The sequence below is a fragment of the Roseateles oligotrophus genome (assembly GCF_025717515.1).
Lineage (GTDB): Bacteria > Pseudomonadota > Gammaproteobacteria > Burkholderiales > Burkholderiaceae_C > Paucibacter_A > Paucibacter_A oligotrophus.
This window is the reverse complement of record NZ_JAJIRN010000010.1, coordinates 17,404-36,056: the sequence shown is the minus strand read 5'-3', so window position 1 is coordinate 36,056 and position 18,653 is coordinate 17,404. Positions and strand designations below refer to the sequence as shown.

Below are 18,653 nucleotides of genomic sequence, written 5' to 3'. Positions count from 1 at the left end.
GCTGCAGCACTCAAAAATCCAATGGCTACCCGCCTTGGATAAAACTGCTTGGAGTCTGGAGATGAAACTGTTGGATGTCATTTGCAAGCTGAAATTCCTGTGCGTGAGGCTGGGCTTGGGTCTGGCCCAACTGCCGGCGCTTGCCAATCTGGGCATGACCGAGATCGCCGTCCCGCCCGGGCCGGTGGCCGCAGAACTGGCCGGGCCGGTCACGGTTTTCTACCCGACGCCGGACCCTGAACGGCTGCTGAAGCAGGGGTCCATGAGTTTGCGGGTGGCGCCCGGCGCGCCGCCGCAGCGCGGCAATGGTCGCTTGGTGTTGATTTCGCATGGCTCGGGCGGCTCGCCCGTCGTGCATGCCGATTTGGCGCGGGCCTTGGTCGAGGCCGGCTTTGTCGTCGCGATGCCCGAACACCGGGCGGACAACTACAAAGACCCGAGCCGCCCCGGCCCGGATTCGTGGACCTTGCGGCCGGCCGAAATGTCGCGCGCGATCGATGCGGTGGCGGCCGACGCGCGTTTCGCACCCTTGCTGGCGCTGGACAAGGTCGGCGCCTACGGCATGTCGGCCGGTGGCCACACGGTGCTGAGTCTGGCCGGCGGGCGCTGGTCGCCGGCTGGCTTTCGCACCCATTGCGAAGCGAATCTGCTTGTGGATTTTCAGTTCTGCGTGGGTCTGACGACCCAACTGAACGGTGGCTGGCTGGACGGCCCCAAGCAGTGGTTTGCGAGCAAAGTCATTGCGCTCAAGTTCGCCGACGCGCAGCCGCAGAGCTATGCCGATCCGCGTATCGCTGCGGCGGTGGCGGCGGTGCCGGCCGCCGCCGACTTCGACATGGCGAGCTTTGCTCACCCGCGCATGCCGCTGGCCTTGGTGACGGCCCGGCAAGACCGCTGGCTGAATCCGCAATGGCATAGCGATCCGGTCTTGAAGGCCTGTGGCAACGGCTGTGAATGGCTGGCCGATCTGCCGCTGGGTGGCCATGGGGCTTTTCTATCCCCGCTGCCGCCGGGTTTGAGCGGCCTCTTGGGCGACTTGCTCAATGATCCGCCCGGCTTTGAGCGGGCTGTCTTGCCCGAGATCGATCGCAAAATCGCCGATTTTTTCAAACGGCATTTGCTGAACTAAGCGCAGACTCCTAGTCCTATATTCAAAAGCCGCTCATGCATCTCGTTACCCTTGTCAGCCTGCTTGCCATTGCCCAATACATTTTTTTCGCCGTGCTGGCCGGGCGGGCGCGCAGCAAATATGGTGTGCAGGCGCCGGCCACCACCGGCCACCCCGTCTTCGAGCGCTTCTACCGGGTGCAGATGAATACCCTGGAATTGCTGGTGGCCTATCTGCCGGCGCAATGGTTGGCCGCGCAATATTGGTCGCCGCAATGGATGGCGAGCCTGGGCTTGGTCTATCTGGGTGGCCGCGGTTTGTACGCGCTGCGCTACACCCGCGATCCGGCCAGCCGGACATTGGGCTTCATGCTCAGCCTGACGCCTATCGTGCTGTTGGTAACGGCGGCCTTGATCGGCGTGCTGAGGGCGATGCTCGGCTAAAAACCTGGGCGACAAAAGGCGGCGGAAGGATGCGTGAAGTCGATCACGGTCGCCGCCGATCCGGGCGTTGTTCCCCCTGATTTGCGGGGTAACAGCGGGCCAGGGTGAAACCTATATTCCAGTTGCGATGTCGTCACCGATGAAGGCTTCGCGATCGACAACGAGACTGGAGTCGCCCCATGAACACCTTGATTTACGCACCGTTGGCCGAAGACTCAGACCGTGCCCGCAAGCAGCGCGAAGAACCGGAGGCCTGGCATCTGCCGCACATGAGGCACATGCCCTGTGCCTGCTCGGGCAATTGCGAGCAGGGGCGCCACTGCGATTGCACATCGAATTCGGCCAAATGCTGTTCCGATCCAAGTGTCGATGCTGCTGCGTTTTTGTGGGAGCACCAGGACGCCGAGGTGGTGGCTCATATGTACAAGCTGACGCCGGTTGTCTTGGCCCTCTGCTTCCTCGCATGGGTGGTGGCCTGAGAAAGTGTTGCGATATCAGCGAGAGTCGTTTGCTTGTTTTCTGCGCAACTCGGTTGAGTCTGCCTCCTGCAAGGCCTGATGCAGGCATCGCCACCGTAGCAAGCGGAGCGCTTAAAAGCAGTCCCGCTTGAACGATGGCTTAGGCGTCTTTGTCGAGCTGCCTATGGCCTTGCTCTGCATAGGCTTTCAGTGACTGCATGGTTCGAGGAAGCCCCTCGCGAACCTGCTTGGCAAGGCCTGGCCCGAACAGAAAGGCTAGGGCACCGGTGAACCACACGCGGTGCGCCACTTCCGACCCACCGGCAATCGGGAGCACCTTGTGTTCGAAGTGCATGCGAAATAGTGGGATGTAAGCCTCCACGGTGAACGATCGTTCTTCGGTCCGCTCGGTGATGACCATCGGCACGCCCATGCCCTTGCTGGGGGTAATCCGGCCCCTTGCTCCAACTGTGAAAGGCCCGTTGAGCCGGGCTTGTTTGGTGTCCGGGTCCCAAAGATGCCATTGGTCAACTTCGCTCCAAATGCGGTCGATGACCATGGGCGGGACTGCGATGTGGATGCGTTCTTCGATATGCATAGGTAGGTGAACGGATTTGCTCTGCTTCGGCAGGCTCGAGTGCCACCGCCCAGCGCATAACTTGAAGTAATCAGAATGTCATCATTTCGGAAGCTGCAGGAATAGTAGAAGTGCAAGTATGAAATAGGCCGACATCACTCTCTCGGACGCAAACGGCCACTCGGTTTGTGTCGCAACGCGGCCATGCATTGCGGCAGGAATTAGAAGGTTCGCGAACCAAGCAAGGCCGGGAAGAAAAGCCAAATGAATGGCAGAAACTCCTATCTCGGAGGACTGCCAAATCCGCCAGATCTCGCCGGCAACACCTATTGAAGTCAGCACCAAGATCAATGCCGCGCAACAGCGGAACGGCCAGCGAATTGGGGTTCGTGGCGGAGAAATTGGGTCAGCTGACATCGGGGACTCCTTGGAGAAGGCTGGGCGTATGTTGCCACAAGCTTTAAGAGTTATGTCATGGGGTCCATCATTCATGCGCTTGCGTATTGCCGCCCAAGGCGCAATCACGGACTGCAGCCTTGGACACAAATCAGTCGGCCAAAGATCAAGCTGACCCTCCGTCGTTTCCTGGCCTTTATGGCGTGTCGCAAGGGGCGTCCGCTTGCTTCGTGGGCGCAGACCATGGGCTAGCATCCAAAACCGAATCGGTCGAGCCTTGGCTACTCCATTCGAGCCAGCCGCCGTCGAAGACGCTGATTTGCTTGTAACCCATCAGCCAGGCATAGAAGAACGCCAGCGAGGCGCGCCAACCGGTGCCGCAGTAGAAGATCGAGGGGCTGTCGGCGCTGACGCCGGCTTCGGCCCAGAAACGCCGAATCTCGGCGGCCGGCAGCAGCGTGCCGTCGGCATGCTGGTAGGCGCTCATGCTGTTGACGTCACAGCTGCTGCCGGCCCGACCCCAGCGCGCACCTGGGATGTCGCCCTTGGCCTCGATATAGGAATAGCCGGAGCACAGGCCGATGTGTTCATCCCAGCTGCGGATGCTGACCAGCTTGGCAAGGCTTGGCTGTCTCACCACGGCTTGAACTCGGGCGAGGTCGCTCAGGTATTGCGGGCAGGCGGGGAATTTGCGGCCGAAGTCGGCCTGTGGCGGATAGCGAATGGGAGCGCCCGCGGCGGTCGGCCCGGCCCTGCGCTGCCAAGCGGCATAGCCACCATCCAGCAAACGCACATCGCTGACGCCGGCATAGAGCAGCAAATGCGCGGCGCGTGCGGCGGCGCAACTATTGCGACCGTAGAGAATCACCGTGCTGTCATGGCGGATTCCCAGACTCAAAAGCAAGCTCAGCAATTCGGCGTCCGGTAGCTTGTTCCAATACGGGCCTCGCTCCAGTTGCTCGGTGTTCAGGTAAGCGGCGCCGGGGATATGGGCTCGCAAGAATTCAACGGGCGCGCCGCTGCCCACTTCGAACAAGCACCATGGTCCGGCCGGCACCGCCTGCAAGCGCTCGCCCGCCAACAGCCGCGCCAGCCAGTCCGCCGTGACCAATTGCCGCCAGCGCGGCAGGTCGCTTCGAAACTGCGCGTCATGGCTTGGGCGAGGCGGGCTGGGGCGTAGGAGGGTGTGGTTCAAAAGAAAAGGCCAGCCCGAAACGGGGGCTGGCCGGGCGGGCGATTTTAGGGCTTGGGTGGCGCGGCCTGGCCCGCCGGACGCGGCCAGATTGTCATGCTCGACCGTTACAGTGTCACATTCCCTCTAGATGAGGGGGTGGTCAAGTCCTAATTGCGGCGCAGCGATTCGAATGGAATAGTGCGGGCCTAGAGAGGGCAAACGCTGCCAAATTGGCGGTCGGCATTCAATCTTTCAAGAAGTAAATGTGAATTGGTCATGGTTTCAGTCGTCAATCTAGAGAGTCACAAGAAGTCGCGCGGTTTAGCGAACCGGAGTACCGGTTTCACCCTGCTTGAGCTGCTGGTGGTGATGGTCATCATCGGCCTGCTGGCGGGCTATGTGGGACCGAAGTTTTTTGGCCAAATTGGCAAGTCCGAGGTCAAGGCGGCCAAGGCGCAGATCGATGGCCTGCAAAAGTCACTCGATCAATACCGGCTCGATGTCGGCCGCTACCCGACGACCGAGCAGGGTCTGGCGGTGCTGATCGCCAAGCCGGCCGATGAGCCGCGCTGGGCCGGCCCCTATCTGAGCAAGGCCGTGCCCAAGGACCCGTGGAAGAACGATTACCAGTACCGCTCCCCCGGTGAACATGGCGAGTACGACCTGCTGTCCTTCGGCCGCGACGGCCGGCCCGGCGGCGAGGGTGAAGATGCCGATCTGGTCAGTTGGTGAATGTTTGTAGAGCTTTGAGAGCGCCCGCTGCGGCCTTGCCATGCCTGTTTATCTGACCCGAGTTTTCCACCCCGACGGGGTGCGCACGCAACGCGTTGACGCCCCCGACCGGCAGTCGGTGGCGGCCGCGCTTGGCGTCGCGCCTCAGCATGTGCTGGATGTGCAGGAACTGGCCGCCGCCAAGGCGGGTGGCTCGGGTCGCGCCGCCGGCAAAGCCTTCCCCTTGCAGCTGTTCAGCCAGGAGCTGTCCGTGCTGCTGGACGCCGGTATCTCCCTGCTGGAGGCGCTGAACACCCTGCGCGAAAAAGAAGCCAGCGAGTCGGTGCGGCTGGCGCTGGATGCGGTGATTTCCCATATCGAGCAGGGTCAGGCGCTCTCGGTCGCCCTGCGCGAACAGCCGCAAGCCTTTGACGAATTGATCTGCGCCATCGTTGCCGCCAATGAACGCACCGGCCAGCTCAGCGCCGCGCTGGCTCAGCATGCGCGCTACTTGGCCTGGGTCGAAAGCCTGCGCGCGCGGCTGATCGCCGCCTGCGTCTACCCCTTGATGTTGCTGAGCGTCGGCGGCGCGGTGATTCTGTTTCTGCTGCTTTATGTGCTGCCGCGCTTTGCCGGCATTCTGGATGGGCTGGGCAATGACCTACCTTGGGCCTCGCGGGTCTTGATCGGCTTTGGTCAAACCGCCGGTGCGCACCCCTTTGCGGTGTTAGCGGGCATTGCGGCGCTTGGCGTTTTGGCGGTCGCGGTGTGGCGCCAGCCGGGCCTGCGCCGGCGTGTGCAGGCCAGCTTGTGGACGATGCCCGGCCTGGGCCCGAGGCTGCGCGTGCTGGCCTTGGCGCGTTTGTACCGCAGCCTGGCGATGCTCTTGGCCTCGGGCGTGCCGGTCTTGGCCTCGCTGCGCATCGTGCAGGATGTGGTGGCCGAGCCCTGGCGGCCGGCGGTGGCCGCGGCGGCGGCGCAGATCGAGCGCGGCGAGCGTTTGTCCGAGGCCTTGGAGGCGAATGACTTGGCCACGCCGGTCGCGCGCCGCATGGTGCGGGTCGGTGAGCGCAGCGGCGAGGTGGCGGCGATGCTGGAGCGCGCGGCCGCCTTTCACGACGAAGAAGCGGCGCGCCTGACCGAGCTGCTGACGCGGGCGATCAACCCGGCGCTGATGTTGATCATGGGTGTGTTGATAGGCGGGATTATTGTTTTGATGTATTTACCGATCTTTCAACTTGTGGAGCAAGTCCAGTGAACGCGGTCATTGGCAATCATTCGCTCGCCGATGTGCTGCCGGCCGAATTCGGCCCCTGGCAACTCGACTTCGAGCATTGGCCACAAGCGCAGGCGCAGCGCTGGCGTGCGGTCTTGGCGCTGGGTGCCGGCGGCCGCAAGATGCTGTTGGGCGACCGCGCGGCCGACCCGCTGCTGCTGCAAAGCGTCGAGGCGCGCTTGCAGGAGCCGGTGCGCTGGTTGCGCTGCGAGGCGGCCGCCATCACCCATTGGCTGGGTGCTGGTGAGGCCGATTTCCGCGCCTTGTCCGATGTCGAGGAAGCCATCATCGACGGTGAGGCCGGCGGCGGCGCACTGGAGTTGTCGGCGCTGATGATGTCCGAGCAGGCCAGCCCGGTGGTGCGCCTGCTCAACGCGACCTTGTACGACGCGCTGCAAGACGGCGCCAGCGATGTACATATCGAATGCACGGCGCGCGGTGCCGCCATCCGTTTTCGCGTCGACGGCGTGATGTCGATGGTGCGCACGGTCGACGGCGCGGCGGTGGCCGAGCAACTGGTGTCGCGGCTGAAGGTGATGTCGGAGCTGGACATCGGCGAGCGCCGCTTGCCGCAAGACGGCCGCTTCCAGCTCAAGGTGCAGGGCCGGGTGGTTGACTTCCGGCTGTCCATCATGCCCAGCGTGTTCGGCGAAGACGCGGTGGTGCGGGTCTTGGACCGCGCTCGCATCGAGCAGGCGGGCGGCAGCCTGACCTTGGATGCGCTCGGCTTCCCGCCCGACGAGCGCGCCGCCATCCGCGCCCAAGCGCGCCAGCCGCATGGCATGTTGCTGGTGACCGGGCCGACCGGCAGCGGCAAGACGACGACCTTGTACGCGACGCTGGCCGAGATCCACACCGGCGATGACAAGATCATCACCATCGAAGACCCGGTCGAATACCAACTGGCCGGCGTCGTGCAGATTCCCGTCAATGAGAAAAAAGGCCTGACCTTCTCGCGCGGCCTGCGCTCCATCCTGCGCCACGACCCCGACCGCGTGATGGTCGGCGAGATCCGTGACGCCGAGACCGCGCAGATCGCGGTGCAGGCGGCGCTGACCGGCCACCTGGTCTTCTCGACCGTGCACGCCAACAATGCCTTCGACGTGATCGGCCGCTTCATGCATATGGGGCTGGACCTGTACAACGTCGTCTCGGCGCTGAACGCGGTGCTGGCGCAGCGCTTGGTGCGGCTGACCTGCAAGCATTGCGCGCGGCCGTTTCAGCCTGATTCCCTAACCCTGGCACGTTACGGCTTGAGCGATGCGAAAGACACGAATTTCCTCAAAGGCGAGGGCTGCGGCCATTGCCGTGGCACCGGCTACAAGGGCCGGCGCGCGGTGGCCGAGTTGCTGAAACTCGATGACGCGCTGCGCGACCTGATCGCGGCGCGCGCGCCGATGTCGCAAATCAAGGAAGCCGCCCGTGCGCGCGGCATGAAGCCCTTGCGCAGCATGGTCTTGGCGGCGGTTTGCCGTGGCGAGACCACCTTCGAGGAATTGGAACGGGTCACCCTCGATGAATAGCAAGTCATATTCCTTTGCTCGACTGCGGCGGCGCCTGCTCGCGCGGGTGGCCGCGCCGCAAGCGCTATTCCTCGGCGCGGATGGCGTCAGCCAAGCCGGCGATGCGAAAAGCATGGCCTTCGCAGACTGGTGCCGCGCGCATGCCGGCGCGGCCGCCGAGATCACCGTTTCGGCGCAATTGCTGCATGAACTGGTTTGCGAGCCCGGCCTGCCCTTGCAGGACGAGGGCGCATTGCAGGCCTATGCACGCCAGCTATTCGGGCATTACTTCGGCGCCGCCGCCAAGAGCTGGGCAATCGCCACCTGGCGCGTCAACGGCGGGGGCGAATCCGAGCAATGTGGCGCCAGCGCGCTGCATGGTGCGGCCGGGGCGGCCTTGCAGGCGTCGGCGCGGCAATTTGATGTCTCGCTGCGCCGCGTGCAGCCGGCCTGGGCGCCACTCTTGCGGCGCTTGGCGGAGCAGCAATCGGATTGGTTCCATGCCCCCAAGGCCGCGCTGGCCTGGGTGGATGGTCAGGTCTTGACTTGGCTGCTGCTGCAGGACGGCCGGCCGCAGAGTTTGCGTCAGCTGCGCCTGGCCGCGCCCACGCAGGCGGCCTTGGCCGACACCTTGCGCGAGCTTTGTGCGGCCGGCGAGCCGGCGCATCAGGCCAAGATATGGGTCGGCGGCTACGGCTTGGACGCTGGCAGCCTGCTCGCCTCACTGGGCTGGCCGGGTCTGAAGGCAGCGGGTCGGCTGGACGGTCGCGGGCCCGAGCTGGCTTGGTTTGATGTGCCCGCGACGACACACAAGCCGGCGCTGCCGCAGCCTGATTTTCTGGGCGCCCGCCCGCCGCGTTCGGGCTTGGCCGCACCGATGCTGGGCCTGGGTGTGCTGGCGCTGTTGGCGGGAGGATGGAGCGCTTGGGACGGCCGCGAGCAATTGCAGCGAGCCACGATCGAGCATGCGCAAGTGCAGGCCGAACTCAAACAGGCCGCCACCGGCGCGCCCAAGCCTCCGGCCCCGTCGGCCAAGGCCGCGCCGCAACAGTCGGCCGACTTGGAGCAGCAGCGCAGCGCCGCCGAGGTGCAGGCCTTGTTGCGCCAACCCTGGGAGGCCTTGTTGGCCAATGTCGAGCAGGCCGGTGCGGAGGCCGCGAGCCCGGGCGAACTGAGTTGGCTGGCGCTGGATTTCAATGCCGCCCGGCAAGAGCTGCGCCTGGAGGGCTTGGCGCAGGATAAGTCCGCCGCGCTGTCGCTGGTGGACCGACTGGCCGCCGCGCCGGCTTGGCGCGATGTGGTCTTGAGCCGTTTTCAGAATGCCGAGCAAGGGCTGGTCGGCCAGCGCTTCGAGTTGAGCGCCAAGCTGCGGCCGAGCCTGCTCAAGCTCGAGTTGGCGCCGCTGGCGGCCTCCGCGCCCAAGGACGAAAGGCCATGAAGGGCATGAACGTGATCGAATTGAAACGAGCCGTCAGGGGCTTGGGCTGGCCCGGTCTGCTCGGTGCTGCTGCACTGCTGCTGGCCGCCTTGCTCTTGCTCGGTGGCCAGCGCTGGGTCGAGCAGGGCGCGCGTTTGCGGGCCGAGGCCGATGGCTTGAAAAGCCAATTGCGCAGCCAGCGCGCGGCGGGCTTGCTGAATGGCCCGAGCGCGCCGCCGGCGACGCCGCAGCAATGGCAGCAGGCCTTGCCGAAGGCCGAGTCGCGCCAGCAACGTCTGGCGGATTTGCTCGAAATCGCCCTGCGCATGGGGCTGGTCAGCGCGCGCACCGAGCACCGCCTGACGGTCGACGCCGGCGCCGGCTTGGAGCGCTTGCGCATCAGCATGCCCTTGACCGGCGGCTATGCGCAGCTGCGCGCTTTTATCGATGCGGCCTTGCGCCATGACCCCGCACTCAGCCTCGATGCGCTGAAGCTGCGCCGCAACAACCCCAATGCGCCCGAACTGGAGGCCGAGCTGCTGTGGTCGCTGCATGCCCGCATCGACCCCCGTAGCGCAGGCGGCAAATCATGAATCAGGCGCAGCAAGCAAGTTCAAACCAGCGTCGCCTGGCACTGGGTGTCGCGCTGGCTCTGACCCTGGCGGCCACGCTGTGGTCGGCCTTGAGCCCGGATGGCGAGGAGTCGCTGGCCAAGCCGGTGGCCGGTGAGCGGCGTGCCGCTACGCCTTCATCTGCTCTGCCGGCGGCTGCGCGCGCAACTGCGCCCTCGACCGCAGAGCCCTTGGTTCCCACCAACTGGGCCGCTGTCGAACGCGAAGCTTGGGCCGTGCCCGCCGCAGGCTACTTCGCGGCCTGGGCGCCACCACCGCCGCCGCCCGCCCCCAAGCAAGTTGCCGCAGCGCCGGCGCCTCCGCCTGTGCCGGTGGCGCCGGCCTTCCCCTATCAATTGATCGGCCGCCTGGTCGAAGGCGATCAAGCGCAGGCCCTGCTGGCCGGCCCGGTACGCAGCCTGGCCGTCAAGGCCGGCGACGTGATCGACGGCCAATGGCGGGTCGATCACGTCACCGAACGCGGGCTCAGCCTGACCTGGCTGCCCGCCAAGCTCAACCAAACCATTTCGTTCAAGCCCTCATGAAGTCCTTTATTTTGACCCTGGCCGTCGCCGCAATGCTGGCGGCCTGCGCGCATCCGGCGCTGCGCCAAGCGGATGATTTGGTGCGAGCTAATCAGTTACCTCAAGCCTACGCCGTGCTTGACGACGCGCGCAAGCTCGACCCGCATGAGCAGTCGCTGCGTGTCGCGCAGCTGCGCATCGCCTCGCAGCTGACCACAAGGTTGTTGGTGCAAATCGAGGGCTTGCGCTCGGCCGGCCGCTGGGACGAGGCCGCCGAGGCGCTGCAGCGCCTGCGCGAAGTGGACGCCAAGAATCCACGCATTACTTGGTTCGAGGCCGAGCTGGAGCGCGGCCGGCGTCAGGAGACCAAGTTGGTGCTGGCCCGCCAGGCGCTGCGCGATGGCAAGCCGGATCGGGCCGAGGCCTTGGCGCGCGAGATTCTGGCCGAGTCGCCCGGCCACGCCGGCGCGCGTTTGCTGTTGAGCCAATCGGCACAGGCGCGGCCGCTGGAGGCCGCCGCGACGGACATGGGGCCGGCGTTCCAGAAGCCGGTCACCCTGGAGTTCCGCGATGCGGCGCTGCGCCAGGTCTTTGAGGCCTTGTCGCGCAGCTCGAATATCAACTTCGTTTTCGACAAGGACGTGCGCGCCGACGCCAAGGTGACGATCTTCTTGCGCAATGTTTCGCTTGACGAGGCGATGCGCGTGCTGCTGTCCACCCAAGGGCTGGACCGCAAGCTCTTGAACGACAGCTCGGTGCTGATCTTCCCCAATACGGCCGCCAAACAGCGCGAGCATCAGGAGCTGATCACCCGCACGCTCTTCTTGGCTAACGCCGATGTCAAGCAGGTACAGGCGATGGTGCGCACCATCACCAAGGTGCGTGACATCCATATCGACGAGCGCCTCAACCTGATGGTGGTGCGTGACACCCCCGAAGTGATGCGTTTGGTCGAGAAGTTGATCGCCTCGATCGACCTGCCCGAGCCCGAGGTGATGCTGGAGGTCGAGGTGATGGAGTTGTCGACCGACCGCGTCACCGACCTGGGCCTGAAATGGCCGGACAAGGTTAACTTTGGTTTGCCCTTTGTGGAGGGGCAGGTCGAGCTGGGTCGCCACAATGACTTCCGCGCGACGATCGCCAACCCGGCCGTGGCGGCGACGATTCGCGGCACCTCGGGCAATGGCAACATCCTCGCCAACCCGAAGATTCGCGTGCGCAACCGGGAAAAGGCCAAGGTCCATATCGGCCAGAAGGTGCCGGTCTTCACCACCACCACCAATTTCACCGGCTCCACCTCGGTGGCGGCCAATGTCAGCTATCTGGATATCGGCCTGAAGCTTGATGTCGAGCCCAGCATCCAGCTCGACAACGATGTGGTGATCAAGATCGGCCTGGAGGTCAGCAATCTGATCCGTCAGGTGACCGGCCCCGGCGGCACCACCGCCTATGAGATCGGCACCCGCCAGACTTCCACCACCCTGCGTTTGAACGATGGCGAGACGCAAGTCTTGGCCGGCTTGATCAGCGACGAAGACCGCCGCTCGGCCAGCGGCATCCCCGGCCTCTCGGAGATGCCTGTGCTGGGTACTCTGTTCGGTGTGCAGAACTCCACCCGCAACAAGACCGAGGTGGTGCTCTTGATCACGCCGCGCATCGTGCGCAGCCTGGCCTTGCCGGATGTGGCGATGACCCGCATGGCCAGCGGCACCGACGCTTCGCCGGGCGCTTTCAGCAGTCTGTTGAAACCCAATACCAAGGTCGGTGTGGCGCCGGTCGGGGCCGGCCAAGCGGCTGCGCTGGCGCGCCCCGCGCCGGCCGCCGCAGCTGCGGCCGAGGCCGTCAATCAGGAGGCGACCGTGCATCTGGACGTGACGCCGCAGGTCGCCGCGGGTGGCACCGTTTCGGTGACGCTGAAGAACGACTCCGGCCTGACCGTCAAGGGCGAGCTGGAATATGACCCGACCCGGCTGCAGCCGGCGGCGGCGAGTGCCGGCGCCAACTCGGGCCGCTTGCCGGTCGAGTTGGCGCCGCGCGGTGAGCGGGTGGTGGTGTTGCGGGCCTTGCCGGCCGCCAACGGCCAGGTGCTCAATATCGGCCTGAGCGGCCTGTCCGCCAGCGGGCTCAATGGCGAGAGCGCGTCCGTGCGGATGGAAGGTTCGGGCCTGTTGACCGTGGATGCGCCACGCTGACCTTATGTACCAGCGCGGCTTCACCTTGATTGAAATGCTGGTCGTGCTGGCCATCATGGCGATGCTGGCCGGCTCGGCGCGGCCGCTGCTGGAGTTGACGGTGCAGCGCAGCCGCGAGCATGAGTTGCGGGCCGGCTTGCGGACGCTGCGTGGCGCGCTTGACGCCTATAAAAAAGCCGTCGAGGCCGGCCAGATAAAGGCCAGCCCGGAGGACAGCGGCTACCCGCCCAATCTGCAGTCGCTGGTGGCGGGCGTGCCGGATGCGCGCAGCGTCGATGGCCGCAAGCTCTATTTGCTGCGCCGGCTGCCGCGCGACCCGTTCGCCGACCCCAGCCTGGCGCCGGCCGAAACCTGGGGCCAGCGGGCCGCCGATAGCCCGCCCGATGAGCCTCGCCCCGGTCGCGATGTGTTCGATGTTTTTTCGCGCTCCGAGCGCCGTGCGCTGGACGGCTCGCGCTACAAGGATTGGTAGAAATGAAACCCCTCGCCCCTGAGTATATGGACGGCCCCCCGAGGGCGCGCGGCTTCACGCTGATCGAGTTGATCGTGGTGATGGCGATCGTGGCGCTGCTGGCTTCGATCGCCGCACCGCGTTATTTCAATAGCTTGCAAAAGTCCAAAGAAACCGCGTTGCGCAGCTCGCTGAGCACCATGCGCGACGCGCTCGATCAATATGCCGCCGACAAAGGCCGTTACCCCGATTCGCTGGAGGAGCTGGCCACGGCCCGCTATATCCGCGAGATCCCCGAGGACCCGCTGACCGGCAGCCGCGAGGCCTGGGTGGTGCTGGCGCCGCCGCCCGATGCGGTCGCGACCGGACAGGTCTACGACGTGCGCAGCGGCGCCGCCGGCCGCGCCAGCGATGGGCGGCTATTTGCGGATTGGTGAGATGTCCAGGCAAAGAGGCTTCACTTATCTCGGCCTGCTCTTCTTCGTCGCCATCACGGCGGCGGGTTTGGCGGCCTTGGGTCAAGCCTGGAGCACCGCCGCGCAGCGCGAGCGCGAACGCGAGTTGGAGTTTCGAGGCAATGAGATTGCCCAGGCAATAGCGAGTTACTTGAAGACCTCGCCGGGCCTGGCGCAATACCCTGGCAGCCTGGAGGATCTGCTCGCCGACCGGCGCGGCCCCAAGACCCACCACCATTTGCGCCGCGCCTATGCCGACCCCTTTACCGGCAAAGCCGACTGGGTGCTGGTGCCCGATGTGGCCAACCCCAAAACCTTCTCGGCCGTGCACAGCCGCTCCGAGCGGCCGCTGCTGCGGCAGCTACAAGCCGACGGCACGGCGATCGCCACGGCGCAAGACTGGGTGTTTGCGGCCAACACGAACAAGGCCGCCGGTGACGCCAGCGCTGCTTCGCCGGAAAACATGGCCATCCCAAGCCCTGGTCCGGCGTCAAGCCCAATTCCTTGATCAAGCCAGCGGCCAATCGAAAGCCCCGCTGAAGACACTCTTTCGGTGCGATGTTTTTTCGCCAAACCGTGACATCGGGGGATAACCCGGATGTCAGGTGGATCCTGGTGAAAAAAGCAGGCTCGTCTATAACCGCTGAAATGACTCGAATTGCCTCCGCGGGCTCGGTAAAAACCCTCTCCCCCCCGGCATGGGGGGCGGGCAATTCGGGATGGAGTTGCAGGCCTGTCTCGGCAGAATCCAAACCTCTCGAGCAATGAGCTGAGCTAACAACATTCACTCATGGCTAGAACGGTCGGCTGCTCCGGTCTCTTGCTATCTTCAAGAATCATCGGTGCCAGTCAAACAGTGGATCACTTCACCCCCACCATTGGGACTTAAGGCAAAAAATGAAGATCAAGATGTCGATGATGATCAAGGCGACGGCTGCGGCCGCCATGTTGGCCAGCTTGGGCCTGGCCCAGGCGGCGGTGCTGGACTTCGAGCAGCCACAAGACTCACCGTTCATTACAGGTGCCGGTGGCCAAAACATTTTCGGCGACTTCTGGACAGAGTCTTATGGCGTCGGCGCCGTGGCTGGCGATTTGGTGGGGAGCGTCATCGATGGCAGCAATCTGGCCGATACCTGCGGCCCTGGCATGAGCTGCCCACAGGGCAATAGCAGCAAATTCATCGGCATGGTGGATGACGGCTACTTCTATTTCGGCCGCAATGACGGGGCCAATTTCCGCATGACCGGACTGGATGCCTCCATCATCGGCGTCGGCGAAGTCAACGGCACCATCTACCCCGCCCTCAGCGGGATTCTGGTCATCGCAGGATTTAGTGCCGCGAATGCAACGCTGTTCTCCGGCGTCCAGATGCCTTTGGCTGGGCCCACAGGCGGCACCTTCAATTTCGCGAGCCTGGTGGCGCCGGCCAGCATTGCCAACGTGGATGTCAACTACATCCGGATTCGCGGTTATGCCTGTAATGCCGCCGGCAGCTGCACAAGCAGCGCCAATTTGGCCAATTACGCTATCGACAACATCACGATGACCGCAGCCGTGCCCGAGCCAAGCAGCTGGGCCTTGATGGGTCTGGGTCTGGCCGCCGTCGGCGCCATCGCCCGTCGCCGCAAGGCCGCCTGAGCGTCTCGGTCAAGTCAAACACATTCAAGGAATAGATCAATGAAACTTCGTCCAATTTCCCTGGCCGCCGTGGCTCTGTTGGCCGGCCTTGCCGCCAGCGCACAAGCCCAGGAAGCCCGCCGCGCCTACATCGTCCAGCTGCAAGCGCAGCCCGTCGCCAGCGCTCCCCAACTGGCCCCAGCACAGACCCGCAGTGCCACCACTGCCCGCATCAACTTCGAGTCTGCTGCGGTGCAGGACTATGTCCAATACCTGGGTGAGCAGCAGAACCTGGTCGCCTCGACGGTGGCCAATGCCGAGGTGTTTGCCCGTTACACCACGGTGCTGAACGGCTTTGCCGCGCTGCTGACCGACGCCGAAGTCGCGACGCTGAAGAACAATGCCGGCGTGCTGTCGGTGCAGCCGGATGAGATGCGTCAGTTGCTGACGATTTCGACCTCGACCTTCCTGGGGCTGGACAAGGCCGGCGGCCTGTGGAGCCAGTTGTCCGGCCGCAGCAATGCCGGCGAAGGCATGGTTGTCGGCATCATCGACGGCGGTATCTGGCCCGAGAACCCAGCCTTTGCCGATCGCGTGGACGCCAACGGCGTGCCCAGCTTCAACCCTGCCGACGCGCAGAACTACGGCCCTGCGCCGGCAACTTTCAGCGGCACTTGCGACACCGCCGGCAACATCAAGTGCAATAACAAGTTAGTCGGTGCACGCTACTTCAGCGCCGGCATGCACGCTAACTACCCGACCTTCCACTGGACCGAATTCGACAATTCAGCCCGTGACTCGATCGGCGGCAGCGTCGGCCATGGCGGCCACGGTGACCACACGGCCTCGACCGTGGCCGGCAACTGGGGTGCCACGGCCGTCGTCAACGGCGTGCCTATGGGTGTTGCTACCGGCATGGCTCCGCGTGCCCGCGTGTCGTCCTACAAGGTCTGCTGGACCTTCCCCCTGGCGACCGAGCCAACCGGCGGCAAGAACAGCTGCACCAGCTCCGACATCGTCAGCGCGATCGATCAAGCGGTCAAAGACGGCGTCAACGTCATTAACTTCTCGATCAGCGGCGGCACCAGCGTCAATGACTCTGCCGAGCAAGCGTTCTTGCGCGCTACCAATGCGGGCGTGTTTGTCGCTGCTTCGGCCGGCAATAGCGGCCCGGCCAATGAAGTGGCTCACATCAGCCCATGGCTGACGACGGTCGCTGCGTCCACCCATGATCGCGCCTTCAAGGGCACGGTAACCCTGGGCAATGGTGCCGCCTATACCGGCGCCACGCTGAGTCTGAATGATTTGACTGCCACGGATATGTTGCTGGCCGAAGCAGCCGGTGTTGGCGGCGGCAATGCCAACCTCTGCTACAGCGCCGCAGCGCCGGCTGGTCAGGTTTTGCTGGATCCGGCCAAGGTGGCCGGCAAGGTGGTGGTCTGCACTCGCGGCGGTAATGCCCGTGTCGACAAGAGCCTGGCCGTGCAAAACGCCGGCGGTGTCGGCATGGTGCTGGTCGATAACGGCTCCGGCCTGGTCGCGGATGCTCACAGCATTCCGTCCGTCCACATCAGCGCCGCCGACGGCGCCTTGGTCAAAACCTATGCGGCAGCTGCAACGCCAACAGCTGCGATCACGAAGTTCTTCATCGGCACCACGCCCGCGCCGAAGATGGCCGGCTTTTCCTCGCGCGGCCCGAACCGTTTTGATGGCAATGTGCTCAAGCCCGACCTGACCGCGCCTGGCGTGGACGTGGTCGCCAGCGTGACGCCCGGCGCTACCGAAGCCGAGAAGCTCGCGATCGAAAGCGGCGCAGCCGCTGGCCTGCCGGCTTGGGCTTCTTACCAAGGCACGTCGATGTCCTCGCCGCACGTGGCCGGCTTGGCGACCTTGCTGAAGCAGCGCAATCCTTCATGGACGCCTGCGATGATCAAGTCGGCGTTGATGACGACCACCTACAACACCTTGGATGACGGCCTGACCGGCATGCAAAACGGCATGACGCCATGGTCGCAAGGTGCCGGCCATGTGGACCCGAACAAGGCCGCCGATCCAGGCCTGGTCTTTGATCTGGGCGCTGCGGACTACACCAAGTACCAGTGCAAGGTTGGCAGCTTGAGCGGTGCCGCTTGCGTAGGCGGCGCGCTCGACGAGACCTATAACCTGAACCTGCCTTCGATGACGGTCGGCAATGTCTTGGGCACTGTGCCGGTGACGATGACCCGCACGGTCACCAATGTCGGCGCGGCATCCGCCACCTATACCGCTAGCGCCAGCTTGCCCGGTTTCACGACCGTGGTAACGCCTTCGACGCTGACCCTGGCACCTGGTGCCAAGGCCACGTTCACGGTCAAGATCACCGCCACCACCGCCGTTGATAACGAGTGGAACTATGGTTCGGTGACCTGGAGCGACGGCGCCGGCCATGTGGTCAAGAGCCCGCTGACCGCCAAGGTCGGCAAGGCCATCGTCGCCCCGGCCGAGTTGACCAGCGACCGCGTCAGCGGCAGCAAGCTGTTTAACGTCAAGACCGGCTTTGCCGGCCGCATGACGGCCATCAAGGGTGGGCTGAAGGCCGCAAGCTTGGGTGAAAGCGTGACGCTCGCGCCGAATGACGCCGCCAATGCCTTGAACGTTTGCAAGGCCGGTGTCGATACCGCCAACGTCAAGGTGCACCAGGTGACGATCGCTGCCGGCACGGTGGTGGCTCGCTTCGCCCTGCGCAACCAAGACACCAGCCATGGCGCTGCGGACGACTTTGACCTAGTGATGGTCAACGCGGCCGGCGTGAAGGTGGGCGACTCGGGCAATGGTGGCTCGAACGAAGCGATGCAAATCACCAGCCCTGAGGCTGGTAACTACAAGGTTTGCGTGCATGCGTATGCCGGCCCAGAGGCTTCGATGAGCTACCAGCTGTCGAGCTGGCTCGTGACCAGCGCCGACATGGGCGGCAACTTCAAGGTCGCATTGCCAGGCAAGGTTGTGTCGGGTGGCAATGCGGTGGTCGGCATGAGCTGGTCGGGTCTTGCCAATAGCGAGCGTTATTTGGGTGCGGCCCAGTTCCTGGACGCCAGCGGCAAGGTGCAAGCCACGACCGCCTTGCGTGTCGAGACCGGAGCTGCTCCTTTGGCGCAGAGTGACAAGGCTGTGAAGCTGAGCAAGTAAGCGCTGATCTGCCGTGCTAGGGTGGGCCATGCGCCCACCCCGAGGCTTGGCAAAAATGCAAGAAGGGCTGCATGTTGCGACATGCAGCCCTTCTTTTATTGAAGCAAGAAATGCGCTTAGATGGCGGACCCGCCACCGCCCCGGTGGCCCTCATTCAACACACAAACCACGCCCTGACCCTTGGAGTTAGGCAAGCAGCGCGTACCCGGATCGGTGACCAGGCGGCAGTCCGACACCATGCCCGAGGCCGCGTTTTCGGCTCTGCGTGCCTCGGCATGGCGCTCGACCAGGCTGCGTAGTTTCTTCGCATCCGTATGCTTGCTCGACCAGGCCAGATAACTGTCCGGCCCGCCGCAGGACTTGGCGCCAATGGCAATGCTGTGGCATTGCTGCGGGCCGTCGCATGCGGCGTCGCCGACCTCGGCCTGGATTTGCCGCCACAAGCTCTGGCTGGCCGGTTCGGCCTGACCTTGAACCTTGATGTCTGCCTTTGGATTCGGGTTGGCGTTGCTCATGGGTTGCTCGGCACAAGCGGCCGTTGCGATCAGAAGGCCGATGAGACCGCTCTTGCAGAGC

Annotated in this window: 18 protein-coding genes; 15 read left to right on the top strand and 3 right to left on the bottom strand. The window is 64.5% G+C overall.

All coding sequences use genetic code 11. The annotated features are described in order from the left end of the window. Positions 1–61: 61 nt before the first annotated feature. The 3 genes from LNV07_RS21060 (at position 62) to LNV07_RS21050 (ending at position 2,030) form a co-directional block, all read left to right on the top strand. Positions 62–1,129: an alpha/beta hydrolase family protein gene (locus LNV07_RS21060; protein WP_318013780.1), complete on the top strand. Its 1,068-nt coding sequence runs from the start codon at positions 62–64 to the stop codon at positions 1,127–1,129. Positions 1,130–1,164: 35 nt separating this feature from the next. After that, entirely contained in the window at positions 1,165–1,551 is a 387-nt protein-coding gene (locus tag LNV07_RS21055) for an MAPEG family protein (protein ID WP_263573161.1), read from the top strand. 179 nt (positions 1,552–1,730) lie between these two features. Beyond that, complete coding sequence (locus LNV07_RS21050; protein ID WP_263573160.1) at positions 1,731–2,030, top strand: hypothetical protein; 300 nt, start codon at positions 1,731–1,733, stop codon at positions 2,028–2,030. Between the two features lie 139 nt (positions 2,031–2,169). Here the strand turns inward: LNV07_RS21050 and LNV07_RS21045 are convergent, their stop codons facing one another. Further along, complete coding sequence (locus LNV07_RS21045) at positions 2,170–2,607, bottom strand: SRPBCC family protein (RefSeq protein ID WP_263573159.1); 438 nt, start codon at positions 2,605–2,607, stop codon at positions 2,170–2,172. 571 nt (positions 2,608–3,178) lie between these two features. Beyond that, entirely contained in the window at positions 3,179–4,177 is a 999-nt protein-coding gene (locus LNV07_RS21040; protein ID WP_263573158.1) for a sulfurtransferase, read from the bottom strand. A gap of 255 nt (positions 4,178–4,432) precedes the next feature. On the opposite strand from LNV07_RS21040, the gene gspG reads away from it, so the two are divergent. The 12 genes from gspG (at position 4,433) to LNV07_RS20980 (ending at position 18,077) form a co-directional block, all read left to right on the top strand. Further along, the gene (gene gspG / locus LNV07_RS21035; protein WP_263573157.1) at positions 4,433–4,888 is read left to right on the top strand and encodes a type II secretion system major pseudopilin GspG; all 456 of its coding nucleotides are present in this window, start codon (positions 4,433–4,435) and stop codon (positions 4,886–4,888) included. A 40-nt stretch (positions 4,889–4,928) separates the two neighbouring features. Continuing rightward, entirely contained in the window at positions 4,929–6,125 is a 1,197-nt protein-coding gene (locus LNV07_RS21030) for a type II secretion system F family protein (RefSeq protein WP_263573156.1), read from the top strand. Further along, on the top strand, positions 6,122–7,666 hold the full coding sequence (locus tag LNV07_RS21025; protein WP_263573155.1) for a GspE/PulE family protein: 1,545 nt from the start codon (positions 6,122–6,124) through the stop codon (positions 7,664–7,666). The genes LNV07_RS21030 and LNV07_RS21025 overlap by 4 nt, the downstream gene beginning before the upstream one ends. Further along, positions 7,659–9,083, top strand: a complete 1,425-nt coding sequence (locus LNV07_RS21020; RefSeq protein WP_263573154.1) for a PilN domain-containing protein — start codon at positions 7,659–7,661, stop codon at positions 9,081–9,083. Before LNV07_RS21025 ends, LNV07_RS21020 begins: the two co-directional genes overlap by 8 nt. Then, positions 9,080–9,655 (top strand): GspMb/PilO family protein, encoded by a 576-nt coding sequence (locus tag LNV07_RS21015; protein WP_263573153.1) that lies wholly within the window; start codon positions 9,080–9,082, stop codon positions 9,653–9,655. Before LNV07_RS21020 ends, LNV07_RS21015 begins: the two co-directional genes overlap by 4 nt. After that, on the top strand, positions 9,652–10,218 hold the full coding sequence (locus LNV07_RS21010) for a hypothetical protein (RefSeq protein WP_263573152.1): 567 nt from the start codon (positions 9,652–9,654) through the stop codon (positions 10,216–10,218). Before LNV07_RS21015 ends, LNV07_RS21010 begins: the two co-directional genes overlap by 4 nt. Beyond that, positions 10,215–12,389 carry a secretin N-terminal domain-containing protein gene (locus LNV07_RS21005; RefSeq protein WP_263573151.1) on the top strand — a complete coding sequence of 725 codons (2,175 nt, stop codon included), beginning with the start codon at positions 10,215–10,217 and terminating at the stop codon, positions 12,387–12,389. The genes LNV07_RS21010 and LNV07_RS21005 overlap by 4 nt, the downstream gene beginning before the upstream one ends. Before the next feature lie 4 nt (positions 12,390–12,393). After that, positions 12,394–12,861 carry a type II secretion system protein gene (locus tag LNV07_RS21000; RefSeq protein WP_263573150.1) on the top strand — a complete coding sequence of 156 codons (468 nt, stop codon included), beginning with the start codon at positions 12,394–12,396 and terminating at the stop codon, positions 12,859–12,861. A 2-nt stretch (positions 12,862–12,863) separates the two neighbouring features. Then, positions 12,864–13,277 (top strand): type II secretion system protein, encoded by a 414-nt coding sequence (locus tag LNV07_RS20995; protein ID WP_263573149.1) that lies wholly within the window; start codon positions 12,864–12,866, stop codon positions 13,275–13,277. A gap of 1 nt (position 13,278) precedes the next feature. Continuing rightward, complete coding sequence (locus LNV07_RS20990) at positions 13,279–13,803, top strand: type II secretion system protein (protein ID WP_263573148.1); 525 nt, start codon at positions 13,279–13,281, stop codon at positions 13,801–13,803. A gap of 389 nt (positions 13,804–14,192) precedes the next feature. Next, entirely contained in the window at positions 14,193–14,933 is a 741-nt protein-coding gene (locus LNV07_RS20985; protein ID WP_263573147.1) for an NF038120 family PEP-CTERM protein, read from the top strand. A gap of 39 nt (positions 14,934–14,972) precedes the next feature. Continuing rightward, positions 14,973–18,077, top strand: coding sequence for a S8 family serine peptidase (locus LNV07_RS20980; RefSeq protein ID WP_263573146.1), 3,105 nt, complete (start codon positions 14,973–14,975; stop codon positions 18,075–18,077). A gap of 116 nt (positions 18,078–18,193) precedes the next feature. Here the strand turns inward: LNV07_RS20980 and LNV07_RS20975 are convergent, their stop codons facing one another. Continuing rightward, positions 18,194–18,592 (bottom strand): hypothetical protein, encoded by a 399-nt coding sequence (locus tag LNV07_RS20975; protein WP_263573145.1) that lies wholly within the window; start codon positions 18,590–18,592, stop codon positions 18,194–18,196. Positions 18,593–18,653 lie beyond the last annotated feature (61 nt).

Bases quoted from the DNA above. Each gene is read 5' to 3' on its own strand.
- LNV07_RS20990 (WP_263573148.1), top strand. From the start codon at position 13,279: ATGTCCAGGCAAAGAGGCTTCACTTATCTCGGCCTGCTCTTCTTCGTC.
- LNV07_RS20995 (WP_263573149.1), top strand. From the start codon at position 12,864: ATGAAACCCCTCGCCCCTGAGTATATGGACGGCCCCCCGAGGGCGCGC.
- LNV07_RS21015 (WP_263573153.1), top strand. From the start codon at position 9,080: ATGAAGGGCATGAACGTGATCGAATTGAAACGAGCCGTCAGGGGCTTG.
- LNV07_RS21005 (WP_263573151.1), top strand. From the start codon at position 10,215: ATGAAGTCCTTTATTTTGACCCTGGCCGTCGCCGCAATGCTGGCGGCC.
- LNV07_RS21060 (WP_318013780.1), top strand. From the start codon at position 62: ATGAAACTGTTGGATGTCATTTGCAAGCTGAAATTCCTGTGCGTGAGG.
- gspG (WP_263573157.1), top strand. From the start codon at position 4,433: ATGGTTTCAGTCGTCAATCTAGAGAGTCACAAGAAGTCGCGCGGTTTA.
- LNV07_RS21020 (WP_263573154.1), top strand. From the start codon at position 7,659: ATGAATAGCAAGTCATATTCCTTTGCTCGACTGCGGCGGCGCCTGCTC.
- LNV07_RS21010 (WP_263573152.1), top strand. From the start codon at position 9,652: ATGAATCAGGCGCAGCAAGCAAGTTCAAACCAGCGTCGCCTGGCACTG.
- LNV07_RS20985 (WP_263573147.1), top strand. From the start codon at position 14,193: ATGAAGATCAAGATGTCGATGATGATCAAGGCGACGGCTGCGGCCGCC.
- LNV07_RS20980 (WP_263573146.1), top strand. From the start codon at position 14,973: ATGAAACTTCGTCCAATTTCCCTGGCCGCCGTGGCTCTGTTGGCCGGC.
- LNV07_RS20975 (WP_263573145.1), bottom strand. From the start codon at position 18,592: ATGAGCAACGCCAACCCGAATCCAAAGGCAGACATCAAGGTTCAAGGT.
- LNV07_RS21030 (WP_263573156.1), top strand. From the start codon at position 4,929: ATGCCTGTTTATCTGACCCGAGTTTTCCACCCCGACGGGGTGCGCACG.
- LNV07_RS21055 (WP_263573161.1), top strand. From the start codon at position 1,165: ATGCATCTCGTTACCCTTGTCAGCCTGCTTGCCATTGCCCAATACATT.
- LNV07_RS21050 (WP_263573160.1), top strand. From the start codon at position 1,731: ATGAACACCTTGATTTACGCACCGTTGGCCGAAGACTCAGACCGTGCC.
- LNV07_RS21000 (WP_263573150.1), top strand. From the start codon at position 12,394: ATGTACCAGCGCGGCTTCACCTTGATTGAAATGCTGGTCGTGCTGGCC.
- LNV07_RS21045 (WP_263573159.1), bottom strand. From the start codon at position 2,607: ATGCATATCGAAGAACGCATCCACATCGCAGTCCCGCCCATGGTCATC.